Consider the following 23,219-nt stretch of genomic DNA (forward strand, 5'->3'; position numbering starts at 1 on the left):
GATTCTTGCTTTAGGCGCGACTGGAACACGATGTGACTGGGTGCTGCGTTAGCGCAGCGTCAGCTGCCGGTTGATGATGCAGGGGCTGGTTGTGGCCGGCTTGATTCTCCAGTCGAATGTGCCGAGGTCACGGTTGTCGCAAGTGTACTGTCGCATCCATTCGAAGCACTGCTGGGTTTGGATGGCATCGGACAGCGCGCGGTGCTCTTCGGTGTCGGCAATGCCAAAGCGTTGGATGAGATCGACCAGCTTGTGATGCCGGCAGTCGGGGAACAGCGTGCGGCTGATCTGCATCGTGTCGTAATCCACACAGGCAAAATCCACGCCGGCGATGCGCTGCGCGTTGTAGTTCAAGAATCGCAGGTCGAAGCTGACGTTATGCCCCACGATGGGCTCGCCGGCCGTGCGTTCGTTTTCTGCGCCCGGCTCGGCAATCCAAGACAGGAAACGGGGGAACACTTCATCGATTGGATCAAGACCGGCAACCATCTCATTAGTGATGCCAGTGAGCGCGGTGATGCGGCTGGGAATCGGGCGCAACGGATTGATCAGCTGTTGGAATCGGTCGATGATACGGCCGCCGCGCACGCGCACGGCACCGATTTCGGTAATCGCGCTACTACTGGGATTCAAACCTGTGGTCTCCAAATCAAGGGCCACATAATCGAGAGGGAAGCCGGCCGGATCATCGCTGGTAAGGGCAGTGTCGGCGGTGACGCTGGTGGTGTTGGCGGCAAGTCCAAACACGTTGATGCCGGAAACGCTCACGGTGGCTCCTTATAGGCAGGTCGATATTCGCAACAGTTTATTGTAGCGGCGGTGTGCGCCGGACGCGCTTGCGCCATGCTCGTGATAGATTTTGGCGTGCAAGAGGTCGCAGTGGATGGCAACGTGTGGAGGCAGCTCATGAAACGAATCGTGGCGGGAATCGTGGCGCATGTGGATGCGGGCAAAACCACGTTGTCCGAAGCGTTGCTGTATCGCACGGGGGAGATTCGCCGGCTGGGCCGCGTGGATCACGGCGATGCGTTCCTTGACACCAATGCGCTGGAGAAGGCGCGCGGCATTACGATTTTCGCGCATCAGGCGATGGTCGAGCATGGTTCGCTGCGTTTGAGTCTGCTGGATACCCCGGGGCACGTGGATTTCGCTGCGGAAACCGAACGTGTGCTGCGCGTGCTTGACTATGCGATTCTGGTGGTCTCCGGCATCGACGGCGTGCAAGGGCACACTGAAACGTTGTGGAGACTACTGGCGCGCTACCATGTGCCGACGTTTGTGTTCGTCAATAAATGCGATGCGGACGGATTCGACAAAACGCATATTATGGCCCAGCTGAAACGACGCTTGTCGGACGGCTGCGCGGATTTCGGGCCGTTGAGCCGTGGCGTGGGCGATGGGAGCGCCAACGATGGTGACGAGGTCGGCGAGGCTGCCACTCTGCCACAGGATGCTTGGGAAGACCTGGCCATGCAGGATGAGCTTGCGATGGACGAGTTTTTGGAAACCGGCACGGTTGGCGACGAGCGTCTGCGTGCGATGATCGCCACGCGCAAGGTGTTTCCGGTGTATTGCGGATCGGCCCTGAAACTGGAGGGCGTCGAAACGTTTCTGGATGGCTTGGAGCGCTTCTGTGTGGAGCCGCAATGGCCAGAGGAATTCCGGGCGCGTGTGTTCAAGATTTCGCATGATTCCCAGCACAATCGCATGACCTGGCTGCGCGTAACCGGCGGCACGTTGAAGGCCAAGGCCATGATTGCGCCCTATGGCGGTGCCGGTAATAGTGCCGGCGATGGCGTTGGTTTTGGTGACGGTGTTATTGGCGGCGTTACCAGCGGCGAAGAGGCGACGCACGCTGAAAAGATCGATCAAGTGCGCGTATACAACGGTGCCAAATACGAGACGGTAACCGAAGTGCCGGCGGGTGCGGTATGCGCGGTCACCGGTCCGGAGCGCACATTCCCCGGCGAAGGTCTGGGTGCCGAACCACACGCGGAATCACCATCGCTGCAACCGGTGCTGACCTATACCGTGCTGCCGGCGGCTGGTGCCGACGAATCCTCTTCGGGTTCGGCGGAGCATTTCGACGACCTGACCCTGCATCGTGTGCTCACCGCGTTGCGTGAACTGGAGGATGAGGATCCGCTGTTGCATGTCGTATGGGTGGAGCGTCTGGGCGAAATCCATGTGCAGCTGATGGGCACGGTGCAGCTGGAAATCATCGCCTCGATGCTGCACGACCGATTCGGCCTTGACGTCTCCTTCGGGCCGGGTTCGATACTGTACCGGGAAACCATCACCGCGCCCATCGAAGGCGTCGGCCATTTCGAACCGCTGCGTCATTATGCTGAGGCGCACATCCTGCTGGAACCGGGGGAGCCAGGCAGCGGCATACGTGTGGCTTCGGCCGTATCGCTCAACGAATTGGATCGTAACTGGCAGCGGCTGATCCTGACGCATTTGACGGAACGCGACCATTTGGGCGTACTCACTGGCGCGCCTTTGACCGACTTGAAAATGACGTTGGTGGCTGGCAGGGCGCACCTGAAACACACCGAAGGCGGTGACTTCCGCCAAGCCACATATCGGGCGATTCGACAGGGTCTGATGGAGGCCGCAGCCGGCGTCATCGGGCATCCCAATGCCGAGCAGGTTGCTGCCGGTCGTGTTGAGGGGACAGGCAATTGCCGGGTGTTGGAACCGTGGTATCGCTTCCGGCTGGAGGTGCCGTCGCCGATGCTGGGCCGTGCGATGAGCGACATCCAACGTATGAGTGGCAACTTCGAGTCTCCCGAAACGGATGGCGAATATGCGCTGATCGAAGGCGAGGCGCCGGTTGCCGAAATGCGCGACTATGCGATGGACGTGAACCAATACACGCACGGGCGTGGCCGCTTGCAGGCGACGTTCGGCGGTTACAAGCCATGCCACGACGCTGATCGCGTGATTGAGGAAGCCAACTACGACCCGGAAGCGGATCTGGATAATACGCCCGATTCGGTGTTCTGCGCGCATGGCGCCGGATACCCGGTCAAATGGTATCGCGTGCCCGATTTCATGCATCTGGGCTGGGCGACGGACGGGACTTCAGTGCAGCAAGCCGACGGCGAGGTGTGACAGGCTGGAACTGGTGCCGTTGTAGTGACGTTTTTGGTCCGTTTTAGTGCTGTTCTGACGTTACCGCTCAGTTGCGTTGTGCAGGCTCGAATGTCAGACGCATCTGATGCCAGACCACATTGCCATGCGTGGACTCGCTGACGCCCTCATCAAGAAAACCGAACCGGGCGTAGAAGCCGATGAGCCGCTCCTTGCAGGTGAGCACCAAGCCACGGCGCCCGGCGGCTTGGGCGTCGGCGATGACCCGACGCATCAGCATACTGGCATAGCCCTGATGCTGGTATTCGGGCGCGGTATCCACGCCGAAGATCATCTGCCAGGCACCATGGGGATTGTGCAGCGAAGCGTCATCATACATGTCATCGCTTAAATCGGGGGAGTCGGTGACAAACCCGTTGATGAAGGCAAGGATGTGGCCGGTGCTCCTGTTATTAGTGCAGGTATTAGTGCAGGCTGCCTCTTCGTTGTTGCCTTGGTTTTCGCCATTCGTAAGTAGCCAAAAATAGTCGGGATAGGTTGCAAGTCTGGTACGGATCGCGTCGCTGCTGGCGGCTTCGGCTGCTGGGAAACAGGCAGCCTCCACGGCGGCAATGGCATCAAGGTCGGCGAGCGTGGCGTGACGAATCGTAAGCATGCGTTCCATTATGCGCTCTTTCGCGGAAGAGCTGGCTCTATCGGCTATATCGGTTATATCGTCAGATGTGGAACGACAATAATAATTGTCACAACAATCAACACACTGGTGAACAGTTCGGTGATGCCGACGATCACCGGCTTGACGGAGCGTTTGCGTGCGATGAGCGGTAATGCCACCGCCCGCGCCAACAGTACCAGCGCGGTACACAACAGTGCGGGATGCAGCAGGAACCCGCCAATAACCAACCCCGCGTGCCAGACGATTGACGCGATCAGATACGCGCGGCTGCCGCGCTCGCGAATCATCGTTTTGACGAACAGCACGGATCCGAACTGCGTCACGGCGAATAACAGTGCAGCAATCACGCCGACTCTTGGCAACGGCGGTTGAACATTCGTCAGATATTGTTCCAACGGAGCGCCTTCGGACATGGGCATCACACCGGCCTCGACGTCAGCGCCGAACGAAGCCGTCACCACTGCCATCGCACAGGCGGCGACAATCGCCGTGATATTGCCCCACAGGCTGCGCTCCTGCCGACGCCAGGCTGCGAGCATCGACAACGCCAAGGCCACCACATACAGAGGTGCCCATATCAGTACGCGGGGGTGCATCACCACAAACGGCAGGCCGAATACCGCCAGCAGCACGCCATAGACTGCCATGGGCATCAGATAGCGACGTTGGAACCGTGACTTCACCCATCGGGCGGCGGTGAACTGCGTGCAATAACACAGCGCCCACAAGGCCAGCAGCCACAGGTTGGCCGCACTTGCACCAACCAATGCCACCCCGGCGATGGCCGGCAACAGCGCCATCGCCCAAGCGCCGGGCTGGTCGGGAATCCACAGACGTGCCGATAAACGGTGTGAAGAAACAGGTTGAGCCATGCTAGCCATCATAAAGGAAGGCTGCCGGAAAGGCCATGAAATACCCCGACTTTGCTCGGCATGACGGGGTGTTGTCGGGTCTTCCCATCCTATTTCCCAGGTTTGGGACGCTGAATTGCGCTAAGAGGGACAAACTTGGGAAGAAACCGGTCTGTTTCCCAGGTTTGGGACGCTGAAACGAAATAAGCGTCCCGAACTTGAGAAGAGCCCCTTACCCTTCCCAAGTTCGGGACGGTACCACCTGTCTGTCAGGGCGACGGCACCGTCCGTTAGGAGAATGGACGGCCTATCCAAGGGACTCCAGCAGCCTTGAGCTTATCGAATAACTGGGTGGGCACCTCATCGAGAAAGCAATGAACGATTGTGGTCGCACCAGCCTGACGTAAAACGCGGTCACGTTCGAGCTGCTGTTCGACGATTTGCCTAATCGCCCGGCCATTGGTCATATTCGGATCCACATATTTGCGAGTGCCGTCGAATTCGAGGACGATGATACGTCCATCGTGGATTCGCCACAGGAAATCGACCCGGTAGCGCTGATAGGGATTGTCCGGATTCTCGAACTCAACCTGTAATTCGGGCTGAGCAAACCCCATGGTGACGATCATGGCCCTGACCCATGATTCACCGCCATTCTCACTCCTGGCGTCAGCATATTTCAGTAGTCGGTTCATGTCGTCCCTGCCATCAGTGAGCGACAGACAACGTGCTTGCAATGTCTCGATGGTCAGGCCGTTGCGCAACGCCGAATCCACAATAGGCAATGCTTGGTCGAAGGGAAGCGCCAAGCAACAGTCGATGACGGTGCACACCACATCGGTGACGATCATTCCCCCAACCGATACTGTAGGCACCGTTGCCTTATATAGGCGCTCAATACGTTGCTGGGAAATGAATCCTGACCGTTTGCCGTCGACTATTTGCACACTGCCGTTGTGCAAACGCCAGCTGTGATCGAGTCCATGAATATCCGCAGCGGTGAGTCCTGCGAATACCCAGTGGTCGTGCAATATGGAAAGGGTGCGGGTTGCGTAGCGTGTGCGCTCGCAGTTGCTCAGTTGGTTCCACACATCACGTTCGATGAAGACATTGCGAAACGGTGATATCAGTTCACCGTTGCGCACGCGTCTGCTGAACGCTTTGCGCAACGTGGCGTCACTGCCGTATGCGCAGCGTTGTTGTCTACGCGCCTCAGCAAGCGCCGCTGCTACCCCCAAATGCTTTTTCATAAGACCACGCTATGCATACGGTTGGCGTTTGCACAAGCTATTCCGACCAATGTGGAGAGAGCTTCATACTTTTGCGTGCGATGGTGTGGATAACTTACGTATGATTGAGGGCTGCGCGAGAACGAATTACTAGTTTGCGTGCGATGGCATCGATGGGGAGGCCACGGTCTGTCCATCGACTTGATTGCCGGACAGACCGTGGACGGGGAAGGGAGTTTTACCAGATGGTGGGGCGGACGGCGCCGATGTGTTCTAGGAATGCGGCCACGTCGCGCATTTCTTCCATGTTGATGCTGTGTTCCATGCCAGGGTAGATGCGTTCGGTAAGCGTGCCATGCGCTTCCCAGAAATCACTCATCGCGGAGACCTCGGCGGGGGAGAAGATTGTGTCAGCCGAACCGTGCCCGTAGAATACTGGCGGCTTCGATTCGGCCAACGTGGCGTCGCCGGCCAGCGCACCAGGTGCCAGCCAGCCGGAGAAGGAAACCGCCGCCATGTAGCGCGCCGGATTTACTCGCAGCATGTGCGCCGCCAGCAAACCGCCTTGTGAGAAGCCCATTGGCACCACCTTGCGTGACTCCGGAATATTCGCCGCGACCCAACGGTCAATCGCTTCGGCCGCGCGCAGGGCCTGACGGTCGAGCGACTCACCCTCCGGCACGCCTTCATGCGCCCATTCATCGAACCATGTGTAGCCCATACCGTAGGCGATCGGTGCGCGCAACGACGCGTAATCGGCGCCACGGGCACAGTAGTTCAGCAAATCGGGCAAGTCATGTTCATTCGATCCCCAACCGTGCAACAGCACGAACACCGGCAGATCGTTGCTGCCGCGAAGCGAGGTGATTGCAGTGGTGACTTCCATAGGTCCTCTTTTCATCCTTCATCGCACGCATGCGCACATGCATGATGCGACATCTCAAACTACGGTCAACAATTACCGCAGATTGAGCATTGGTTCAGTAGTCTGAGACTACATGGCCGCGTCGCCATACACGGCCTATAAGCAACGCCTATAGCCACGCCGCTGCACGGCAGACGCGTGCTGCATACCATGACCTGCATGTATGTGCACGCATGTTCGCTTCGCATGAGGCGTAACGCGCACGCTTGTGCAACAATGAAGCGACTTGCCACACGGGCGCGACGGAACCTGAACGAAGCCGTGTGACAGGCCGCGGGCCTAACAGCGTCAGCGGCACCGCCACGGCCACCGGCACAACGAGGGTGAGACCTCATGGCGTATAACACGCCAACCGTCGGCTTCGGCGGATACAAGACGAGACAACGAAAGGAGCATGCCATGTTCGACTGGTCGTTCGTGCATCGCTATGCCCCCTTCTTCGTCAACGGCACGCTGATGACCCTATTCATCAGCATATTCGGCATCCTGCTTGCCATTGCGGTGGGTTTGGTGTGCGCCGGCATTGAGCTGGCCAGAATACCCGTTGCACGACAGATAGTTAGGGTGTACATCGAGCTCAGTCGCAATACGCCGCTGCTCGTGCAACTCTACTTCCTGTACTTCGGCCTGCCCAAACTCGGCATAGTCTGGTCAGCAGAAGCCTGTGCCATCATCGGTCTGGGATTTCTCGGCGGCTCCTACATGGCCGAAGCGATGCGCGGCGGACTCGAAGCCGTGCCAGAAGTGCAACGGGAAACCGCCTACGTGCTGGGCCTGAGCCCCATGCAATCCATCAGCCGTGTGGTATTGCCACAGGCCATCTCCACGGCCGTGCCCGGTATTGTGGCCAACGTGATCTTCCTGATCAAGGAATCCTCCGTGGTCTCCGCCATCGCGCTCGCCGACGTGATGTATATGGCCAAGGATCTGATCGGCATGTACTACAGCACCTACGAATCGCTGTTCCTGCTGGTTGTCAGCTACTTGGTCATCCTGCTGCCGATTTCGATTGCCGGCACCTGGCTTGAGCGGAGGTTCGACTATGCAAGGCGCTGAAATTCTTCTGCAGCCGGGCGTTTTCCCGCGCTTACTGCAAGGCCTGTGGGTTACCGTGTGGATCGCCGGCGTATCGGTCGGGCTGTCCATTCCGGTGGGATTGCTCACCGGCTGGCTGATGACGCTCAACAATCGTGTTGTCAAAGTCATCATGCGCGTGTATCTGGATTTCATCCGCATCATGCCGCAGTTGGCCCTGCTGTTTCTTGCCTACTATGGTTTTGCCCGCTGGTTCGACTGGAATCTTGACGCCACCGGTGCCTGCGTGTTGGTATTCGTGTTGTGGGGAGGCGCGGAACTCGGCGATCTGGTGCGCGGCGCACTGGTCTCCATCCCCGAGGTGCAGTTCGAATCCAGCTATGTGCTGGGATTGAACGCTTGGCAGACCTTCTCCCGCGTCATCCTGCCGCAGGCGCTGCGTCGACTGCTGCCGGCAAGCGTGAATCTGGCCACACGCATCGTCAAAACCACGTCGTTGGCCGTGCTGCTGGGTGTGGTCGAGGTCATCAAAGTGGGTCAGCAGATCATCGACGCGAACCGATTCCAATACCCGAGCGGCACCCTGTGGATCTATGGGGTGATTTTCTTCATGTACTTCATCGTGTGCTGGCCGCTGTCCATCGTGGCGCGCCGGCTGGAAAAGAGGTGGGCGAATGACTGAGCAACCGGCACTGTCTGTAAGCAATCTGACTAAGCAATACGCCAACGCCGACCATCCGGTGCTGGACGACATCTCCTTCACCGTGCCCAAGGGCAAAGTGTTTGTGGTGGTCGGCCCCTCCGGTTCCGGCAAATCCACGCTGCTGCGCACCATCGCCGGCCTTGAGCCGATTCAGGGCGGCACCATCGCGCTGGATGGCGAGGTGATCGAAACCGGTCGCCCCGACTCCGCCAAAGCCGGGCGTTCGCGACGCTCCAGTGCGCTGCGCACGCGCATCGGCATGGTGTTCCAAAGCTACGACCTGTTCCCGAACAAAACCGTGCTCGGCAACATCACCTTGGCACCCACGCTGGTGCAGAAGCGTGACCGCGCCGAAGCTGAGCGGGAGGCGGTCAAACTGCTCGAACGCGTCGGTCTCGCCGATCGCAAGGATGCCTGGCCCCACGAACTGTCGGGCGGGCAGCGGCAGCGCGTGGCCATCTGCCGTGCGCTGATCCTGCACCCCGAAGTCCTGCTGTTCGACGAGGTGACCGCCGCGCTCGACCCCGAAATGGTGCGTGAAGTGCTCGACGTGATGCTCGGCCTCGCCAAATCCGGACAAACCATGATGATCGTGACGCACGAGATGAACTTCGCGCGCGCCATCGCCGACCATGTGATTCTGCTGGACGGCGGGCACATCGTGGAGGAATCCGACGACGCGCACGCCTTCTTCACCAATCCGAACACCGAGCGCGCGCAGCAGTTCCTGCGCACCTTCGAATTCGAGTAATTGGTATGGTCTCGGGCCTGTTCCGGCGTGCTCTGGCAGCTCCGGTATCTGGGCTTGCCAACCAATACAAGTTACCTACTTAACTACTTACTTAATCTCACACCAACCAACCATCACAAGAGAGAGGTAAACCCATGACCAATACGCTATGGGCCAAAACTAAAGGACTACTCGCAGCTGGTGCCGCGCTGCTGATGATGACGTCGATTGCCGCTTGCGGACCGTCTGCGGGCACGCCGTCTGATGCCGCAGCCGACGATAGCTCGGCCAACTCGTCCTCCGAAGCCAACGCCACTGCCCGCACCTTGGATGAGATCAAGGAATCCGGCAAGATCAAGATCGCCGTATTCTCTGACAAGGCACCGTTCGGCTACGTCGACCAGGACGGCAAATACCAGGGCTACGACGTGTACTTCGCCGAACGCCTTGCCAAGGATCTCGGCGTGGAGCCCGAATACACTTCTGTCGATCCGGCCGCCCGCGTGGACGTACTGACCTCCAACAAGGTGGATCTCGTGCTTGCCAACTTCACCGTCACCGACGAGCGCAAGGAGAAGGTCGACTTCGCCAAGCCGTATATGAAGGTCGCGTTGGGCGTTGTTTCGCCTGAGTCCGCGCCGATTACGGACGTCTCCCAGCTGGACGGCAAGACCCTGATCATCGCCAAGGGCACCACCGCCGAAACCTGGTTCGAAAAGAACGCGCCGAACGTTAACCTGCAGAAGTACGACCAGTACGCTGACGCCTACAACGCGCTGCTCGACGGCCGCGGCGACGCCTTCTCCACCGACAACACCGAGGTGCTCGCCTGGGCCAAGTCCAATCCTGGCTTCACCGTCGGCATCACCCATTTGGGTGACGATGATACGATTGCGCCCGCCGTGCAGAAGGGCAACAAGGAGCTGCTCGACTGGGTGAACGAGGAAATCGACAAGCTCGGCGAGGAGAACTTCTTCCACAAGGATTACGAGGAGACCCTGCAGCCGGTATACGGCGATGAAGTCGATCCTGATGAGATTGTGGTTGAGGGCGGTAACGTCTGAGCAGCCCGTTGGGTGGCCTGTTACTGATCCGGCCGTAATCCAACTCCAACTGCTATTTCAGCGTCCCGAACTTGGGAAACATGACTGGTGTTTCCCAAGTTCGGGACGTTTTTTCGTCTTTAGCGTCTCGAACTTGGGAAGTGGCTTGGGTTTTTCCCAGTTTTGGGACGCTGAGTCTGCCGCAGCGTCCCAAACCTGGGATGGGACTTGGGATGGCCGGGATGACTGGGATGACTGGAACGGAATTCGGGCTAACGGGATGAAACCTGAGAAATATGGCCTGTATAGCCCCTCATAATCAACCCATATAGCCACGCCGACCCAAGCCATGGCGTCACTCATTATGGTGGGAACCACACAGGGCGCGGTAGGGTTCGCGCCGCAAATATTACACAATCAAGGGGGTGCCATGGCACGTTTCAACACACAGCTGGTTCACGGCCTGCCGGTTAATGACAACAACACCGGAGCCGTCAATCCGCCAATCTACAATTCCACGACCTACGCTTTCGAGAGTGTCAACGCCATGCCCCGCTATGATTATGCGCGCAGCGGCAATCCGACCCGTGATTTTCTGGAACGCCAGATTGCCCAGCTCGAACACGGCACGCGCGGTTTCGCATTCGCTTCCGGCCTCGCCGCAATCCACGCGGTGCTCGCCATCTTCCAACCCGGTGACCGCATCATCGTCGGTGACAACATCTACGGCGGTTCCTACTCCCAGTTCAACGAGTTCTTCACCCGCTGGGGGCTGAAGATCGAGTCCGTGGATGCTCAGGATCTGACGGCGCTCGAAGCTGCCATCAAAGGCGATCAGAACAATGGCATCGCCCCGGCAAAGGCCGTCTATTTCGAAACCCTGACCAACCCGCTGCTTAAGGTCAACGATGCTCATGCGATTGCTGAAATCGCTCATGCTTACGGTGCGCTGGCCATCGTGGACAACACCTTTGTGACCCCGTACCTGCAGCAGCCGCTTGATCTGGGCGTGGATGTGGTGATCCACTCCGCGACCAAGTATCTTGCCGGTCACTCCGAAGTGAACGCTGGTCTGGTAGTGGTTAGGCGTGATGATCTCGCCAACCGCATCTACTTCAACCAGAATCGTCTGGGAGGGGTGCTGGCACCCGCCGAATGCGATGCGGTACGCCGTGGCATCCAGACCCTAGCCCTGCGCATGGAGCGCCAGCAGGAGAACACGCTGGCCATCGCGCAATACTTGCTTGCCCATCCGCTGGTTCGAACCGTCCACTATCCTGGCTTGCCTTCCGCCAGCGAAGATCTCGCCGCCAAAGGGCTCAAGGGCGGTGGCGGCGTGCTGAGCTTCGAGGTGGTGCCCGGCGTGGATCCGGCCGACGTGCTTGACAATCTGCACCTGTTCCATCTGGCAGTTTCGCTGGGTGCAGTGGAAAGCCTCGCCGAACTGCCCTGTCGCATGACACATTTCGAACTGCCGCGCGAAGAACGTCTGAAGATCGGCATCAGCGACGAGCTGATTCGCCTGTCCGTCGGTATTGAAGATGCCGCCGATCTGATTGAAGATCTGGGTCAGGCGTTTGAAGTTGCCTACGAGGCATTGGAACGCTCCAACCGTGTTGCGTCTGACGGCATTACCAATGTTGCAGATGACGTACTTACGGTGGCCAATGATTCCTGCGTGCGCTAATAAGCGCTTTCGCAAATCGCATTTGATATTGCACTAGTGAAGTGCACTGAAACAACTATCAGAAGGGGAAATATAATGACAACGCTGAATTTGCATGCCCGAACAGCCGCGCCGGCATGCGGTGTGGATGTGTTTTCGGATGACAAGACGCCGATGCAATATAAAAGCCGCACTCAGGACGGTTTGTTCGATCGGCAGCGTGTGTATTTCACCAAACGTTTTGGCGATGCTCCAGAGCAGGTACCGGTCATCGCCAACCGATACCGCATTATTGGCGTACCAATTTGCGGTTGGAACAGGCGCTTGCGCATATTGGTGCGTTTGCTGGGATTGGAAAACGTTATCGCCATCGAATCCGTGGAATCGCAGCAGGACAGCATCGGCTGGGTGTTGAAAGACAATAGTTTGGGCAAGCGTTTTGGCTTTACTCATCTTCGTGATTTCTACGCATTCACTGATCCCGATTTTAAGGGTAAGGGAACTTCGCCTGCCGTGATTGACGAACAAACCGGCAAAGTGGTAACCAATAATTACCACACATTGCCAGCTGATTTGGAGATCGCCTGGAAGCAATTCCACAAGCCGGGAGCTCCGGACCTCTATCCTGCTGGACTGCGCTCGGCCATCGACCTGCTGAATCAGCAGCTGTTTGATGATGTGAACAACAATACGTACAAAATTTTGTTTGCCAATAATGACGATGCTGCACAACGCGCCTATAACGTGTTCGCAGCACGCTTGGATGATTACGATTACCGCTTAAAAAGCCGTCGATATCTGTTTGGCCCGAAACTGACTGATAGCGATATTCGTCTATTCCAGACGCTGGAAGCATACGAAACAATGTATCGTCCCGGCATCGCACGTCGTTTGGGGGATAACAACGTGCTCCACGTATGGGATTACCCCAATCTCTGGGACTATGCGCGTGATTTATATGCCACGCCAGGATTCATTGATGACGAAGAGAAATACGAGTTCGGTTTCATTCCAGACGCTGATGGCAAGTATTCGCGATTTGCCACAGGCAAAGGTGAAGAAACCGGTCCGTTCTCAGGGCAAACCACCGCAGGAACAACGGATTATCTGGCCCGTTGGACTGAGCCTGTTGATCGTACGTCTTTGACAGGAGATGTCCGGTATTCCGGTCCGGGAACTGCTGGTTTGGAAGAGTACTGGCAGTTCGGCGAGCACCACTATCCGGCACTATGAGTGTGCAATTCCAATACTAGATAAGCGCAATTGTTACAAGGAGAATACTTTATGGCACAGCTATCCCTTCGCGCCGAAGCCGCACCGGCTTGCGGCATTGATGTTCGTCCGTCGGCTCCGGTGTCCGTCAAGAACGGAGCAGAGGATGACAAGGCAACCAATACTTATGTTCGTCCGGAAATTCTTCCTGATGGGGGATTTCGGCGTCAGGGCAATGAGTTCCCATACCGTTTTGGCTATGGACATGATGATGTTCCTGTTATCGCCAATAGATACACAATTATCGGCCTGATTGGTTGTGGCTGGAATCGACGACAGCGTATTGTCTTACGATTGTTGGGCCTGGATTCGGTCGTGCGTATCGAGTCCGTAATCGGACGCGATGATTCCGGATGGATTCTCGACCCCGAGGGTCTCGGCAAACAGTTTGGTTATGACCATATCCGTGATTTCTATGAGCATACCAAGCCGGGATTTTCCGGTCGCCCAACCTCGCCGGCAGTGATTGATAATCAAACCGGTAAGGTGGTGACCAACGAATACCACACATTGAGCTTGGATTGGGAAACCGTATGGAAGCCATTCCACAAGCCGGGTGCACCGGATTTGTACCCGCGTGAGTTGCGCCCTGAAATTGATCTGCTTAATCAGCAGTTGTTTGAGGATGTGAATAACGGTACCTATAAAATCATCTTCGCCACCGAACGTGAAGCCGCCGAAGCTGCCTTGGGCGTGTTTGAAGCTCGCTTGGCTGAGCTGGATTACCGACTGAAGACAAGACGTTACCTGTTTGGCACGCAATTGACTGACAGTGATGTTCGTCTGTTCCAAACGCTTGAGGCGTACGAGGTTACATATCGTCCTAAGGTCGTGGAAACCGTCGGACACGAGGTCAAGCATCTATGGGATTTCGAACATTTGTGGGCATACGCACGTGACTTGTTCGCCACCCCCGGATTCATTGATGACGAAGAGCTGCGTGCGCTTGGATTCGTGCCGTTTGACGATGGTGACTACGCGTATGCCTTCGGATACGTGAAAACGAACGATCCGTCCGCCGAACCGGGGCCGGCGAATCGTAAGGAATATTTGGCGCGCTGGCAAGAGCCTGCAAACCGTGAGTCATTGGGCGGTATTCCCGAATTTAGCGGTCCAGGCACTGGTGGCACTGCTGCTTTGTGGAGCTTTGCACGCTGATTATTGTGGCACATGACATAGGGCGATTGGATTGATCCGATCGCCCTTTTTTGTGTGTTTGATTATTGTCGATAACTGTCTATAAGCAACTGATATACCCATGCAAAAGACGCACTAGGGGAAGCGTCTTCATCTGAATAGTCCGTAAAATGTTGGAATAAAGCCATTCTTTCGACATAGTTCAGAGAGCATAACTATGCGTTATACCGAGCTGTAAGCATCGGCGATAATTACCCCGTCCTGCCGCTGTGTCGATTCCTGTACAACAGGATTTAGCGATGCACAAGACATCGAAACAATACAAAAGCACCGTGCGAATGTGGTGTGACGCAACGGTGACTGCAATCCATCGGACTTACGAGCAAGGGAACAACTATGGTAAACAGCACTTTCAAAAAAGCGGTGACGATACTCGCTTCGGTGGCATGCTTGGCGTCTTTGACGGCTTGCGGAGCCGCAGCAGCTTCTGAATCCTCATCCGCCACCAATAGCAATGGTGACGAGGTACGCACTATTCAGGCTGTTACTGGCGGCACGCCTGCGCCATATACGCTGAAGAATACGGACAACAAGCCAGACGGACAGAACATCGAACTTGTTCAGGAAGTATTCAAGCGTCTTCCCCAGTACAAGCTGGAAATATCCTTTGCTGAATTCAAGGGCATTTTCCCGGGACTGGATTCTGGCCGTTACCAAATTGCGGTGAATAACTTCGCCAAAACTCCGGAACGTGAGCAAAAGTATATTTTCTCCACGCCGATGTACAAGAATGAGTATGTCGCGGTGGTCTCTGAGCAAAGCGGTATCAAGAACATCGACAGTTTGTCTGATTTGGCAGGGAAGACCACCATCACTTCCGCCGATGGCAGCAATGTCCAGCTTGCCCTGCAGAAATACAATCAGGCCAATCCCGACAACACCATCAAACTGGAATACAACTCCGCCGATCAGGTCAATCAGCTGCAGCAGGTCAAGGACGGCAAGGTTGACTTCTCGATTCTTGACGCTCCCACGGTTCGCTATTACGAGAAGAAAATCGGTCTTAAACTCAACACTGTTGAACTTAGCGACAAGGTCGATGAAGAGCTCCAGAACCAGAACTACAGCTACCTGGTATTCCCGAAGGGCGAAGAAAAGCTTCGCGATGATGTGAATAAAGCTCTGCAGGAAATCATTAAAGACGGTACATCCAAGAAAATCGATGAGAAGTGGTTCGGCGCTGATCAGACTCCCGATCCTGATGCCAAATAACGCGGCATAGTCTCCCAGTCCATTCTCGCAATAGTTGATAAGGAACAGCAATGCCCGATTTATTTGATATCAAGCTGGTGTTTACGCAGATACCTGAACTGCTCAAGTATCTGCCGGTGACATTGGAGCTGACTGTGGCGGCCGGCGTGATTGGCCTGCTGCTGGGCGTGCTCATCGCCATAGTGCGGGTGAAGGATATTCCCGTGCTTAAGCAGATCGTTGTTGTGTATGTTTCGATGCTGCGAGGCACGCCGATTATCGTGCAGTTGTATATCAGCTATTTCGGTATTCCGATTCTGCTCAAATACATCAACTATTGGAATGGCACGAATTTTGATGTTAATGGCGTGCCCCCTGTGGTATTTGCCATTCTGGCCTTGGGACTTAACCAATCGGCGTTCATGTCTGAAATCATCCGTTCGTCCATCCAGGCGGTGGATGAGGGACAGGTCGAAGCAGCCGAATCGTTGGGCATGACCGCCAACCAAGTGAGACTGCGCGTATTGCTGCCACAGGCCGGTGTTATCGCGCTGCCGGGTCTGATGAATTCGCTCATCGGACTGATTAAAGGAACATCGTTGGCCTTCGTGTGTGCAGTGGTGGAGATGACCGCCGCCGGACAGATTATGGCCGGTGCCTCATACCGCTACTTCGAAATGTATTGCTCACTCGCCATCATCTACTGGATCATCACGGCGGTCCTCGAATGGTTGGCGCGACTGCTGGAAAAGAAACTATCGATTCCGCAGGAAGCCCCCGAACTGCAACTGGCCGTGGAAAGGACCGTGACCAATGATTAGAATCCGCAATCTTGTCAAGAAATTCAACAACCACACCGTGCTTGACGGCATCGATCTCGATATTGAACCGGGAGAAGTCGTCGCATTCATCGGACCATCGGGAACAGGTAAGTCCACGTTCCTGCGTTCGTTGAACCTGTTGGAAAAGCCTGATTCAGGCACCATCCAATTTGATGATGACACCTACGATCTGTCACATATCTCCAAAAAGGAGACGCTACGACTGCGCCGTTCCACAGCCATGGTGTTCCAGCAGTTCAATCTGTTCAAGAATCGCACCGCCGTGGAAAACGTGGAGGAGGGACTTCGTGTCGTCAAGAAAATCCCTAAGAACGAAGCGCGCCAACGTGCATTGTCTGAATTGCGCAATGTGGGATTGGAAGAGTATCAGAATCATTATCCTCAGCATCTGTCTGGCGGCCAACAGCAGCGCGTGGCTATCGCCCGCGCGCTGTCGATGAAACCACAGCTGCTGTTGCTCGACGAACCCACTTCAGCCCTTGACCCTGAGCGTGTCAAGGAAGTGCAGGATACGATCAGCCTTGCCGCACAGGAGGGCAACACCATGTTGCTGGTCTCCCATGAAATGGGATTCGTGCGCAAGATCGCCTCCAAAGTGCTGTTTCTCGACGGAGGCAAAATCATTGAACAGGGTTCGCCAGAGGCGATTTTCGCCAATCCCAAGACCCCAAGGTTGCAGAGTTTTCTAGCTGATATCGAATCCTACGATCCCAAGCCGGTGGTGCTCAGCCCTCAGGCCTGAACAACTCGGCACAAGCACGACCCCAGAACACACCAGTACCGCAAATATGCCTTGGCAAAGGGCAAAAAGAAAGGACCAACGCACATGACCAACATTCTTCATTTCAATGCCGGCGATTCCAACGCTTGCGGCGTGCGTGCCCACCGAGCAGCCACGGCCGATCCTCAGGGGCGCAACCGTCCCGCTGAGGAAACCACCGTCGAGCAGACCCCCGACGGGGCCTTCCGTCGGCAGCGCAATGAGTTCACCGTACGCTTTGGTGATCAGCCGGGGCAAGCGCCGGCCGAACCGGGCCGCTACCATGTGTTGGGCGCAACCGGCTGCGGGTGGAACCGTCGTCAGCGTATCGTCATTCGTCTGCTTGGTCTGTGGGACGTGTTCACTCCGGAAATCATCTACGGACGTGATGCCAATGGGTGGAAACTCACGAATGTGCCAGGAGGTGTGGCCGAGAAATTCGGCTATACACGTCTCAACGACGCTTACCGTGCCACCGATCCCAATTATCAGGGCCGTGCCACGTCGCCTACCGTTATCGACATGACCAATGGCAAGGTCGTAACGAATAACTATCACATTCTGAGCAACGACCTCGAAACCGCGTTCAAACCATTTCATAAGCCAGATGCGCCGGATTTGTATCCGGAGGCATTGCGTCAGGAAATCGACCTGCTGAACCAGCAGATTTTCGATGACGTGAACAACGGCACCTATAAGGTGAACTTCGCCACCTCGCGCGGGGCTGCCAAGGCCGCCTACGAGATTTTCAAAGCACGACTGTTTGACTACGATTTCCGTCTCGCCTCGCGTCGCTACTTGTTCGGCCCGAATTTGACGGACAGTGATGTGCGACTGTTCCAAACGCTGGAATCCTATGAGATCGGCTATCGTCCGGAATTCCTGGAAAGCTTGGGACTTTCGGATGACGAAGTGGTGCATGTCTGGGATTATCCGAATTTGTTCGCCTACGCGCGTGACTTGTTCCAGACGCCCGGTTTCATCGACGATCAGGAACTATTTGACCTAGGGTACGTGTCCGATGAAAACGGTAACTATGCTCGCGACCCATTCTCCGAAGCCGACAAAAACACTTCACAAGCCGTCAAAGATCAGCGCAAGGCTCTATACGAACGTTGGTTGGAACCCGCCGGCCGAGATGAACTGTCTGGTTCTGCTCAATATTCCGGCCCCGGTGTGGGCGGTTCGTATGAGCTTTGGCAGTTCGGACCTGAATCGGCCGCTCAGCCTTTCCAAGGCTGAGCGGCATAACATCCAGATGTAGAGGATCGTTCTCCTAAGAAAGGTTGTGGGATATGACGCACACAATTGCGGATTTGCCCAAGTCATTGACGCATCGCGACATCGGGCATGGCGCGGTTATCCGCATTGCGCGCGAAGATGAGTACCCTGTTGTGGCCAAGGTCCTGGTCGAGGCATTCGAAGCCAACGACCATATCTCCGATCTGTATCGCAATCGACTGCAATCCATTGCGCAACGCAGCGAGCGCGAACATGTATGGGTGGCCGAAGATGCTGATAGTCGCATCATCGGCGCATATCTGACTCCCAAACCTGATGCCACGGAAGAACCTGATACGTTTGGATTCAATACTCTGGGCGTACTGCCGACAGCCCAAGGCAGGGGAGTGGGACGATCCTTTGTACGCCATGCCCTTGACTTGGGGCGATTCTTCGGTTTCCCCCGACTACTGATTCATTCCGGGCCGAACATGAAGACGGCTCATCGGCTGTATTATCGCTGTGGCTTTGTGCGGCACCGGGAGTTGGAAACACTGGTGGTTGATGGCGGGCAACGATTGCTGGTATTCGTGGCTGATACTGACGATCCTGTTGATTTCGACGAGTTGGAACAGGAATACCGTTGGTTCCATGCCCATCCTGAACTGTCTTATCAAGAGTTTGCAACCACGGAACGCATTAAGGCAATCCTGCAACGGCATGGTGTTGAGATTCTGGATACCGATTTGTCCACAGGCCTGATTGCTGTAGTGCGTGGCACTGCGTCAGAATCGCATGCGGGGGAGCACAGTGCTCGTAGCCAAAACCCTGTGATCGCGCTGCGCGGCGATATTGATGGCTTACCGTTACGAGAAGACACAGGCTTGCTATATGCTTCGACCACACCTGGCGTGGCACATGCCTGCGGTCACGATATCAACCTCACCGTGGCGTTGGGGGCGGCTCTGCTGCTGCAGCGGCGTCGCGCCGAATTCGCCGGCACGGTCAAAATCATTTTCCAGCCTGCGGAAGAGGTCAAATCCGACGAGCATACGCCCACGGGTGCCGTGCGTGTGCTCAACACCCATGCACTGGATGACGTTGACGTGTTTTTCGGCACCCACGATACGGCCGCCCTGCCGGTAGGCGTAATCGGTGTGCGCGAAGGTGGTGCTTCGGGCGCAGTGGACAAGTTCCAGATCACCATTACGGGCCGGGGCACGCATGCCGCGCATCCGGACGGTGGCGTGAACCCGATTTCCGTACTGAGCTCCATGGTCGACGCGTTGCAGGCCATTGCCGGGCAGCGCGTGGATCCCACACATCCGCGAGTGCTCACCGTTACGCATGTTGAAGCCGGAACCACATGGAATATCGTGCCTGAGCAGGCCTTCCTTGAAGGCACTGTGCGCACGTGCGATCCCGCCGACCGCGACACCATCGAGCAGGCCGTGCGTCAGGTTGTTGGTGGTGTGGCCGCCGCATGGGGAGCGAGTGCGGACCTGGTGTGGTCTTCGAATGCACCCGCCGTAATCAATGATGTGCACTGGGCCAAGGTAGCGCGTCAAGCGGTAAACGACGTGGAATTGGAGACGCGTGAATCGCCCGCCACTTTGGGAGGCGAGGATTTCTCCTATTACACGCAGGTGACCGGCAAACCTGGCTTGTTCGTCCACGTGGGCGTCGGCAGTTCACACTTCGCCGCTGAATCCATACATTCGCCGCGCTTCACGCCTGATCCAAGGGCTATTGTGCCGGGCGCGCAATTCTTGTCGCAATTGGCGGTTGCGGCACTGCAGGAACTGAACGGGGAGAAAGTTCAATGAGTAACAATTTCGATAAGGATCAGGCAACGACGGAATGTAACAATACGTCGTCAACTGGTTCGCCATACCGTGACCAGAGTTTCGCCACAGCTGCAGTACATGCCGGATACGAACAACTGGACCACGGAGATGCCGCGATGACGCCGATTTATGCATCCGCCGCCTTCAATATGGAAAGCGCAGTACGCGGCGACCTGCTGGCAGCAGGCGAAACAAGCGGGTTCTCCTACTCGCGCGTGGCCAATCCCACCGTCGCTGTGCTGGAACAGCGTCTGGCTGCTCTGGAAGGCGGCATCGGCGCAGTAGCCGTGGCTTCCGGTATGGCAGCCGTATCATTCGCTCTCCTCTGCGCGGCCGAGGGCGGCGGCCGCATCATCTCTCCGACAAACCTCTACGGTGCCTCGGTGGATGCCATGGAAAGCTTCTTCCCCCAATTCGGCATCCATACCGATTTCGTCAATAACATCAACGATCTTGATGAGGTTGCTGCGAAAATCAGGCCGGACACTCGTGCGATTTTCGCCGAATCCGTAGCCAATCCCTCCACCGACATCCTCGACATCGAACCCCTGGCCGAACTGGCCCACCGTCACGGCATCGCACTGATCATCGATAACACGGTGCCCACGCCCTATCTGTTCCGGCCCATCGAATTCGGCGCGGATATCGTGGTGCATTCCACCACCAAAGGCATTACAGGGCACGGCAACGCCATCGGCGGCGTCATCATCGATGCCGGCCGCTTTGATTGGACCAATGGACGATTCCCGCAGTTCACCACTCCCGAACTGGTCGTCAGCGACGAACGTGCCGGCATCGAGCACAGTTTCGCCAGTCGTTTTGGGCGTGAGGCATTCATTCGTCGCGTCCGCATCAAATACCTGCGCACCTTTGGCGCCGTCGCCAGCCCCTTCAACGCCTATCTGACATTGATCGGCTTGGAAACGTTGCCCGAGCGCGTCAGCCGGCAAGTCAAATCGGCAACCGCCGTAGCTGAATACCTACGTCACGCCCCGCATGTGGCCAAGGTCAACTATTCAGGATTAGGTGACACTGCACAGTCTGATTTGGTGGACAAATACTATCCTCGCGGCGTGGGGCAAATTCTGTCTTTCGTGCTCGAAGGCACCGAAGACAATGTGCACAGCGTTATAGACGGCGTCAAACTGTTCTCGTACGTGCCCAACATCGGTGACGCGCGCTCGCTGATCGTTGACCCGGCGCGCATCACCCACCGCGAAGTGCCAGAGGAATACCGCATTCGTGGCGGCGTGAGTGATCAGCTGATTCGATTGTCCATCGGGCTTGAAGAACCGGAAGATCTTATCGCTGATTTGGATCAGGCGATCAGACGGGCATATTGATGAAATAACCGAATTCAACGACATGATTCGTTACGGCAAGCATCATCCGGAACAGGCGATGCTGGTATTCTCAACCCAATACCGTAGCGATAGTGACAATAGTGCACAGACCAGTGCGGTGCTTAAGCCGATTATCGACAGAAAGGAATAAACAATCATGACACAAGCGCAACCATCCATTGAATTCTACGGTGCCTCATGGTGCGGCGACTGCCGTCGCGCGAAATCCGTGCTGGACAAGCTCGGCGTGGCCTATGCCTACCACGATCTTGAGCAGGAGGAAGGCGCGGCGGATCAGGCCGTCGCCATCAGCGGCCAGCAGCATATCCCGGTGCTGCAGTTCACGGACGGCACTGTATTCGTGGAGCCAACGAACAGCCAGCTTGAGACCAAAGTCAAAGAACTGGGACTTGCCTAACGCAACAGCTGCGCGAAGAGTGCGCGACAGGTACGCAACAGATGTGCCACAGTGCGCGTCACGGTTACGTCACGAACAACTGCCGCATCACTCACATCGATACATCGGATAGCAGTGGGCACAACGCCTGCTGCTATCCGATTGTTTATTCATAACTGCTCATAAGCAACGCATATAGCAACGCCGATTCATCGGCGCGTGTGTTCGGATATGGTCGAATCAGTCGGCGGCAAACCCGTCGTAAGGCGGGGGATGAAAGGAACAACCACCATGATTCGCATCACATCAGTGAGCAAACGCTTCGGTGATCAGCTAGTGCTGAACAATGTCAGCTTGGATGTGCCCGACAGCAAGGTGGTTACCGTAATCGGACCGTCCGGCTCGGGAAAGTCGACTTTGCTGCGCGCCATCGACTTTTTGGAACAGGCCGACTCCGGCACCATCGATTTCGGCGATGGGCCAGTGGATTTGACCTCCAGCAAGCCTCGTGCCATTGCCTCCGTGCGATCCAAAATAGGCTTTGTATTCCAGAATTACAACCTGTTCCTTAACAAGTCTGCGTTAGACAATGTGACGCTGGGACTGATTCACGCCAAAGGAAAATCCCGCAAGGAGGCCGAGCGCATCGCCCGCGAGCAGCTCGACCGTGTGGGATTGGCCGATTTCGCCGACCGTTACCCAAGCTCGCTGTCCGGCGGCCAGCAGCAGCGTGTGGCCATCGCCCGCGCCATCGCGCTGGAACCCGAACTGCTGGTGCTGGACGAGCCCACATCCGCGCTGGATCCGGAAATGGTATCCGGTGTGCTGAACGTGATCAAAACCTTGGCCGATCAAGGCACCACCATGCTGATGGTCACGCATGAGATGCGCTTTGCCCGCAACGCCTCGGATCATGTGGTGTTTTTCGAAGGCGGCAATATTGTGGAGCAGGGCAGTCCGTCGCAGATTTTCAACCATCCCACCCAGGAGCGTACCGCACAATTCCTATCGTCCATTCACGATTCCAGTTTGCTGGATGATTGGAAGCCGGAGGCCTTGGCAGCGGCGCATACTGCAGATGCCACTGCGGCATCGATTGCGCAGCGCTGAATATTAAGAGTTGAATATTATTTAGCCGGGATATCGCAGCGGTTAAGTGCGTCATTTTCGGTTTCTGGATTGCTTGGATTACATC

Annotated in this window: 20 protein-coding genes and 2 pseudogenes; 17 read left to right on the forward strand and 5 right to left on the reverse strand. The window is 56.4% G+C overall.

What is annotated here, in order from left to right; genetic code table 11:
* Positions 1–48: 48 nt before the first annotated feature.
* Complete coding sequence (locus G1C95_RS00250) at positions 49–768, reverse strand: 3'-5' exonuclease (RefSeq protein ID WP_169170955.1); 720 nt, start codon at positions 766–768, stop codon at positions 49–51.
* Between the two features lie 138 nt (positions 769–906).
* On the opposite strand from G1C95_RS00250, the pseudogene G1C95_RS12720 reads away from it, so the two are divergent.
* Both G1C95_RS12720 and G1C95_RS12725 read left to right on the forward strand, forming a co-directional pair.
* Positions 907–2,040 (forward strand): annotated as a pseudogene (locus G1C95_RS12720) (GTP-binding protein); the annotation flags it as partial.
* A 42-nt stretch (positions 2,041–2,082) separates the two neighbouring features.
* Positions 2,083–3,117: pseudogene (locus G1C95_RS12725) on the forward strand (GTP-binding protein); the annotation flags it as partial.
* 67 nt (positions 3,118–3,184) lie between these two features.
* Here G1C95_RS12725 and G1C95_RS00260 read toward each other — a convergent pair.
* From G1C95_RS00260 to G1C95_RS00275, 4 genes are all read right to left on the reverse strand, one after another.
* Positions 3,185–3,760 carry a GNAT family N-acetyltransferase gene (locus G1C95_RS00260; protein ID WP_169170957.1) on the reverse strand — a complete coding sequence of 192 codons (576 nt, stop codon included), beginning with the start codon at positions 3,758–3,760 and terminating at the stop codon, positions 3,185–3,187.
* Between the two features lie 44 nt (positions 3,761–3,804).
* Positions 3,805–4,644: a YwiC-like family protein gene (locus tag G1C95_RS00265; RefSeq protein ID WP_169170958.1), complete on the reverse strand. Its 840-nt coding sequence runs from the start codon at positions 4,642–4,644 to the stop codon at positions 3,805–3,807.
* A 269-nt stretch (positions 4,645–4,913) separates the two neighbouring features.
* A complete protein-coding gene (locus G1C95_RS00270) occupies positions 4,914–5,873 on the reverse strand; it encodes a hypothetical protein (protein WP_169170959.1) in 960 nt (319 codons plus the stop codon).
* Positions 5,874–6,090: 217 nt separating this feature from the next.
* Positions 6,091–6,738 (reverse strand): alpha/beta hydrolase, encoded by a 648-nt coding sequence (locus tag G1C95_RS00275; protein WP_169170960.1) that lies wholly within the window; start codon positions 6,736–6,738, stop codon positions 6,091–6,093.
* A 438-nt stretch (positions 6,739–7,176) separates the two neighbouring features.
* Between G1C95_RS00275 and G1C95_RS00280 the strand changes: the two genes are divergently transcribed.
* The 15 genes from G1C95_RS00280 to G1C95_RS00350 all read left to right on the forward strand — a co-directional run bounded on the left by G1C95_RS00280 (position 7,177) and on the right by G1C95_RS00350 (position 23,134).
* On the forward strand, positions 7,177–7,833 hold the full coding sequence (locus tag G1C95_RS00280; RefSeq protein ID WP_169171468.1) for an amino acid ABC transporter permease: 657 nt from the start codon (positions 7,177–7,179) through the stop codon (positions 7,831–7,833).
* Positions 7,820–8,494, forward strand: a complete 675-nt coding sequence (locus G1C95_RS00285; protein ID WP_169170961.1) for an amino acid ABC transporter permease — start codon at positions 7,820–7,822, stop codon at positions 8,492–8,494. Before G1C95_RS00280 ends, G1C95_RS00285 begins: the two co-directional genes overlap by 14 nt.
* A complete protein-coding gene (locus G1C95_RS00290) occupies positions 8,487–9,266 on the forward strand; it encodes an amino acid ABC transporter ATP-binding protein (RefSeq protein WP_169170962.1) in 780 nt (259 codons plus the stop codon). Before G1C95_RS00285 ends, G1C95_RS00290 begins: the two co-directional genes overlap by 8 nt.
* A gap of 134 nt (positions 9,267–9,400) precedes the next feature.
* A complete protein-coding gene (locus G1C95_RS00295) occupies positions 9,401–10,309 on the forward strand; it encodes a cysteine ABC transporter substrate-binding protein (RefSeq protein ID WP_169170963.1) in 909 nt (302 codons plus the stop codon).
* Positions 10,310–10,718: 409 nt separating this feature from the next.
* Entirely contained in the window at positions 10,719–11,975 is a 1,257-nt protein-coding gene (locus G1C95_RS00300) for a trans-sulfuration enzyme family protein (RefSeq protein ID WP_169170964.1), read from the forward strand.
* Positions 11,976–12,050: 75 nt separating this feature from the next.
* The gene (locus G1C95_RS00305) at positions 12,051–13,187 is read left to right on the forward strand and encodes a glutathione S-transferase family protein (RefSeq protein WP_205832647.1); all 1,137 of its coding nucleotides are present in this window, start codon (positions 12,051–12,053) and stop codon (positions 13,185–13,187) included.
* Positions 13,188–13,238: 51 nt separating this feature from the next.
* Entirely contained in the window at positions 13,239–14,384 is a 1,146-nt protein-coding gene (locus G1C95_RS00310) for a glutathione S-transferase C-terminal domain-containing protein (protein WP_205832648.1), read from the forward strand.
* 375 nt (positions 14,385–14,759) lie between these two features.
* Entirely contained in the window at positions 14,760–15,635 is an 876-nt protein-coding gene (locus G1C95_RS00315; protein ID WP_169170965.1) for a transporter substrate-binding domain-containing protein, read from the forward strand.
* Between the two features lie 50 nt (positions 15,636–15,685).
* Positions 15,686–16,435, forward strand: coding sequence for an amino acid ABC transporter permease (locus tag G1C95_RS00320; RefSeq protein ID WP_169170966.1), 750 nt, complete (start codon positions 15,686–15,688; stop codon positions 16,433–16,435).
* On the forward strand, positions 16,428–17,198 hold the full coding sequence (locus G1C95_RS00325; protein WP_169170967.1) for an amino acid ABC transporter ATP-binding protein: 771 nt from the start codon (positions 16,428–16,430) through the stop codon (positions 17,196–17,198). The genes G1C95_RS00320 and G1C95_RS00325 overlap by 8 nt, the downstream gene beginning before the upstream one ends.
* Positions 17,199–17,282: 84 nt before the next feature.
* Positions 17,283–18,458 carry a glutathione S-transferase family protein gene (locus tag G1C95_RS00330; RefSeq protein ID WP_205832649.1) on the forward strand — a complete coding sequence of 392 codons (1,176 nt, stop codon included), beginning with the start codon at positions 17,283–17,285 and terminating at the stop codon, positions 18,456–18,458.
* Between the two features lie 53 nt (positions 18,459–18,511).
* Positions 18,512–20,263: an amidohydrolase gene (locus tag G1C95_RS00335; protein ID WP_169170968.1), complete on the forward strand. Its 1,752-nt coding sequence runs from the start codon at positions 18,512–18,514 to the stop codon at positions 20,261–20,263.
* Positions 20,260–21,627 (forward strand): O-acetylhomoserine aminocarboxypropyltransferase/cysteine synthase family protein, encoded by a 1,368-nt coding sequence (locus tag G1C95_RS00340; protein ID WP_169170969.1) that lies wholly within the window; start codon positions 20,260–20,262, stop codon positions 21,625–21,627. The genes G1C95_RS00335 and G1C95_RS00340 overlap by 4 nt, the downstream gene beginning before the upstream one ends.
* Before the next feature lie 157 nt (positions 21,628–21,784).
* The gene (locus G1C95_RS00345; RefSeq protein WP_169170970.1) at positions 21,785–22,045 is read left to right on the forward strand and encodes a glutaredoxin domain-containing protein; all 261 of its coding nucleotides are present in this window, start codon (positions 21,785–21,787) and stop codon (positions 22,043–22,045) included.
* Positions 22,046–22,315: 270 nt separating this feature from the next.
* Positions 22,316–23,134 carry an amino acid ABC transporter ATP-binding protein gene (locus G1C95_RS00350; protein WP_169171472.1) on the forward strand — a complete coding sequence of 273 codons (819 nt, stop codon included), beginning with the start codon at positions 22,316–22,318 and terminating at the stop codon, positions 23,132–23,134.
* Positions 23,135–23,219 lie beyond the last annotated feature (85 nt).

Origin of the sequence: Bifidobacterium oedipodis, assembly GCF_012932425.1 — a bacterium.
GTDB classification, from domain to species: domain Bacteria; phylum Actinomycetota; class Actinomycetes; order Actinomycetales; family Bifidobacteriaceae; genus Bifidobacterium; species Bifidobacterium oedipodis.

Bases quoted from the DNA above. Each gene is read 5' to 3' on its own strand.
- G1C95_RS00260 (WP_169170957.1), bottom strand. From the start codon at position 3,760: ATGGAACGCATGCTTACGATTCGTCACGCCACGCTCGCCGACCTTGAT.
- G1C95_RS00265 (WP_169170958.1), bottom strand. From the start codon at position 4,644: ATGGCTCAACCTGTTTCTTCACACCGTTTATCGGCACGTCTGTGGATT.
- G1C95_RS00270 (WP_169170959.1), bottom strand. From the start codon at position 5,873: ATGAAAAAGCATTTGGGGGTAGCAGCGGCGCTTGCTGAGGCGCGTAGA.
- G1C95_RS00275 (WP_169170960.1), bottom strand. From the start codon at position 6,738: ATGGAAGTCACCACTGCAATCACCTCGCTTCGCGGCAGCAACGATCTG.
- G1C95_RS00280 (WP_169171468.1), top strand. From the start codon at position 7,177: ATGTTCGACTGGTCGTTCGTGCATCGCTATGCCCCCTTCTTCGTCAAC.
- G1C95_RS00285 (WP_169170961.1), top strand. From the start codon at position 7,820: ATGCAAGGCGCTGAAATTCTTCTGCAGCCGGGCGTTTTCCCGCGCTTA.
- G1C95_RS00290 (WP_169170962.1), top strand. From the start codon at position 8,487: ATGACTGAGCAACCGGCACTGTCTGTAAGCAATCTGACTAAGCAATAC.
- G1C95_RS00295 (WP_169170963.1), top strand. From the start codon at position 9,401: ATGACCAATACGCTATGGGCCAAAACTAAAGGACTACTCGCAGCTGGT.
- G1C95_RS00300 (WP_169170964.1), top strand. From the start codon at position 10,719: ATGGCACGTTTCAACACACAGCTGGTTCACGGCCTGCCGGTTAATGAC.
- G1C95_RS00305 (WP_205832647.1), top strand. From the start codon at position 12,051: ATGACAACGCTGAATTTGCATGCCCGAACAGCCGCGCCGGCATGCGGT.
- G1C95_RS00310 (WP_205832648.1), top strand. From the start codon at position 13,239: ATGGCACAGCTATCCCTTCGCGCCGAAGCCGCACCGGCTTGCGGCATT.
- G1C95_RS00315 (WP_169170965.1), top strand. From the start codon at position 14,760: ATGGTAAACAGCACTTTCAAAAAAGCGGTGACGATACTCGCTTCGGTG.
- G1C95_RS00320 (WP_169170966.1), top strand. From the start codon at position 15,686: ATGCCCGATTTATTTGATATCAAGCTGGTGTTTACGCAGATACCTGAA.
- G1C95_RS00325 (WP_169170967.1), top strand. From the start codon at position 16,428: ATGATTAGAATCCGCAATCTTGTCAAGAAATTCAACAACCACACCGTG.
- G1C95_RS00330 (WP_205832649.1), top strand. From the start codon at position 17,283: ATGACCAACATTCTTCATTTCAATGCCGGCGATTCCAACGCTTGCGGC.
- G1C95_RS00335 (WP_169170968.1), top strand. From the start codon at position 18,512: ATGACGCACACAATTGCGGATTTGCCCAAGTCATTGACGCATCGCGAC.
- G1C95_RS00340 (WP_169170969.1), top strand. From the start codon at position 20,260: ATGAGTAACAATTTCGATAAGGATCAGGCAACGACGGAATGTAACAAT.
- G1C95_RS00345 (WP_169170970.1), top strand. From the start codon at position 21,785: ATGACACAAGCGCAACCATCCATTGAATTCTACGGTGCCTCATGGTGC.
- G1C95_RS00350 (WP_169171472.1), top strand. From the start codon at position 22,316: ATGATTCGCATCACATCAGTGAGCAAACGCTTCGGTGATCAGCTAGTG.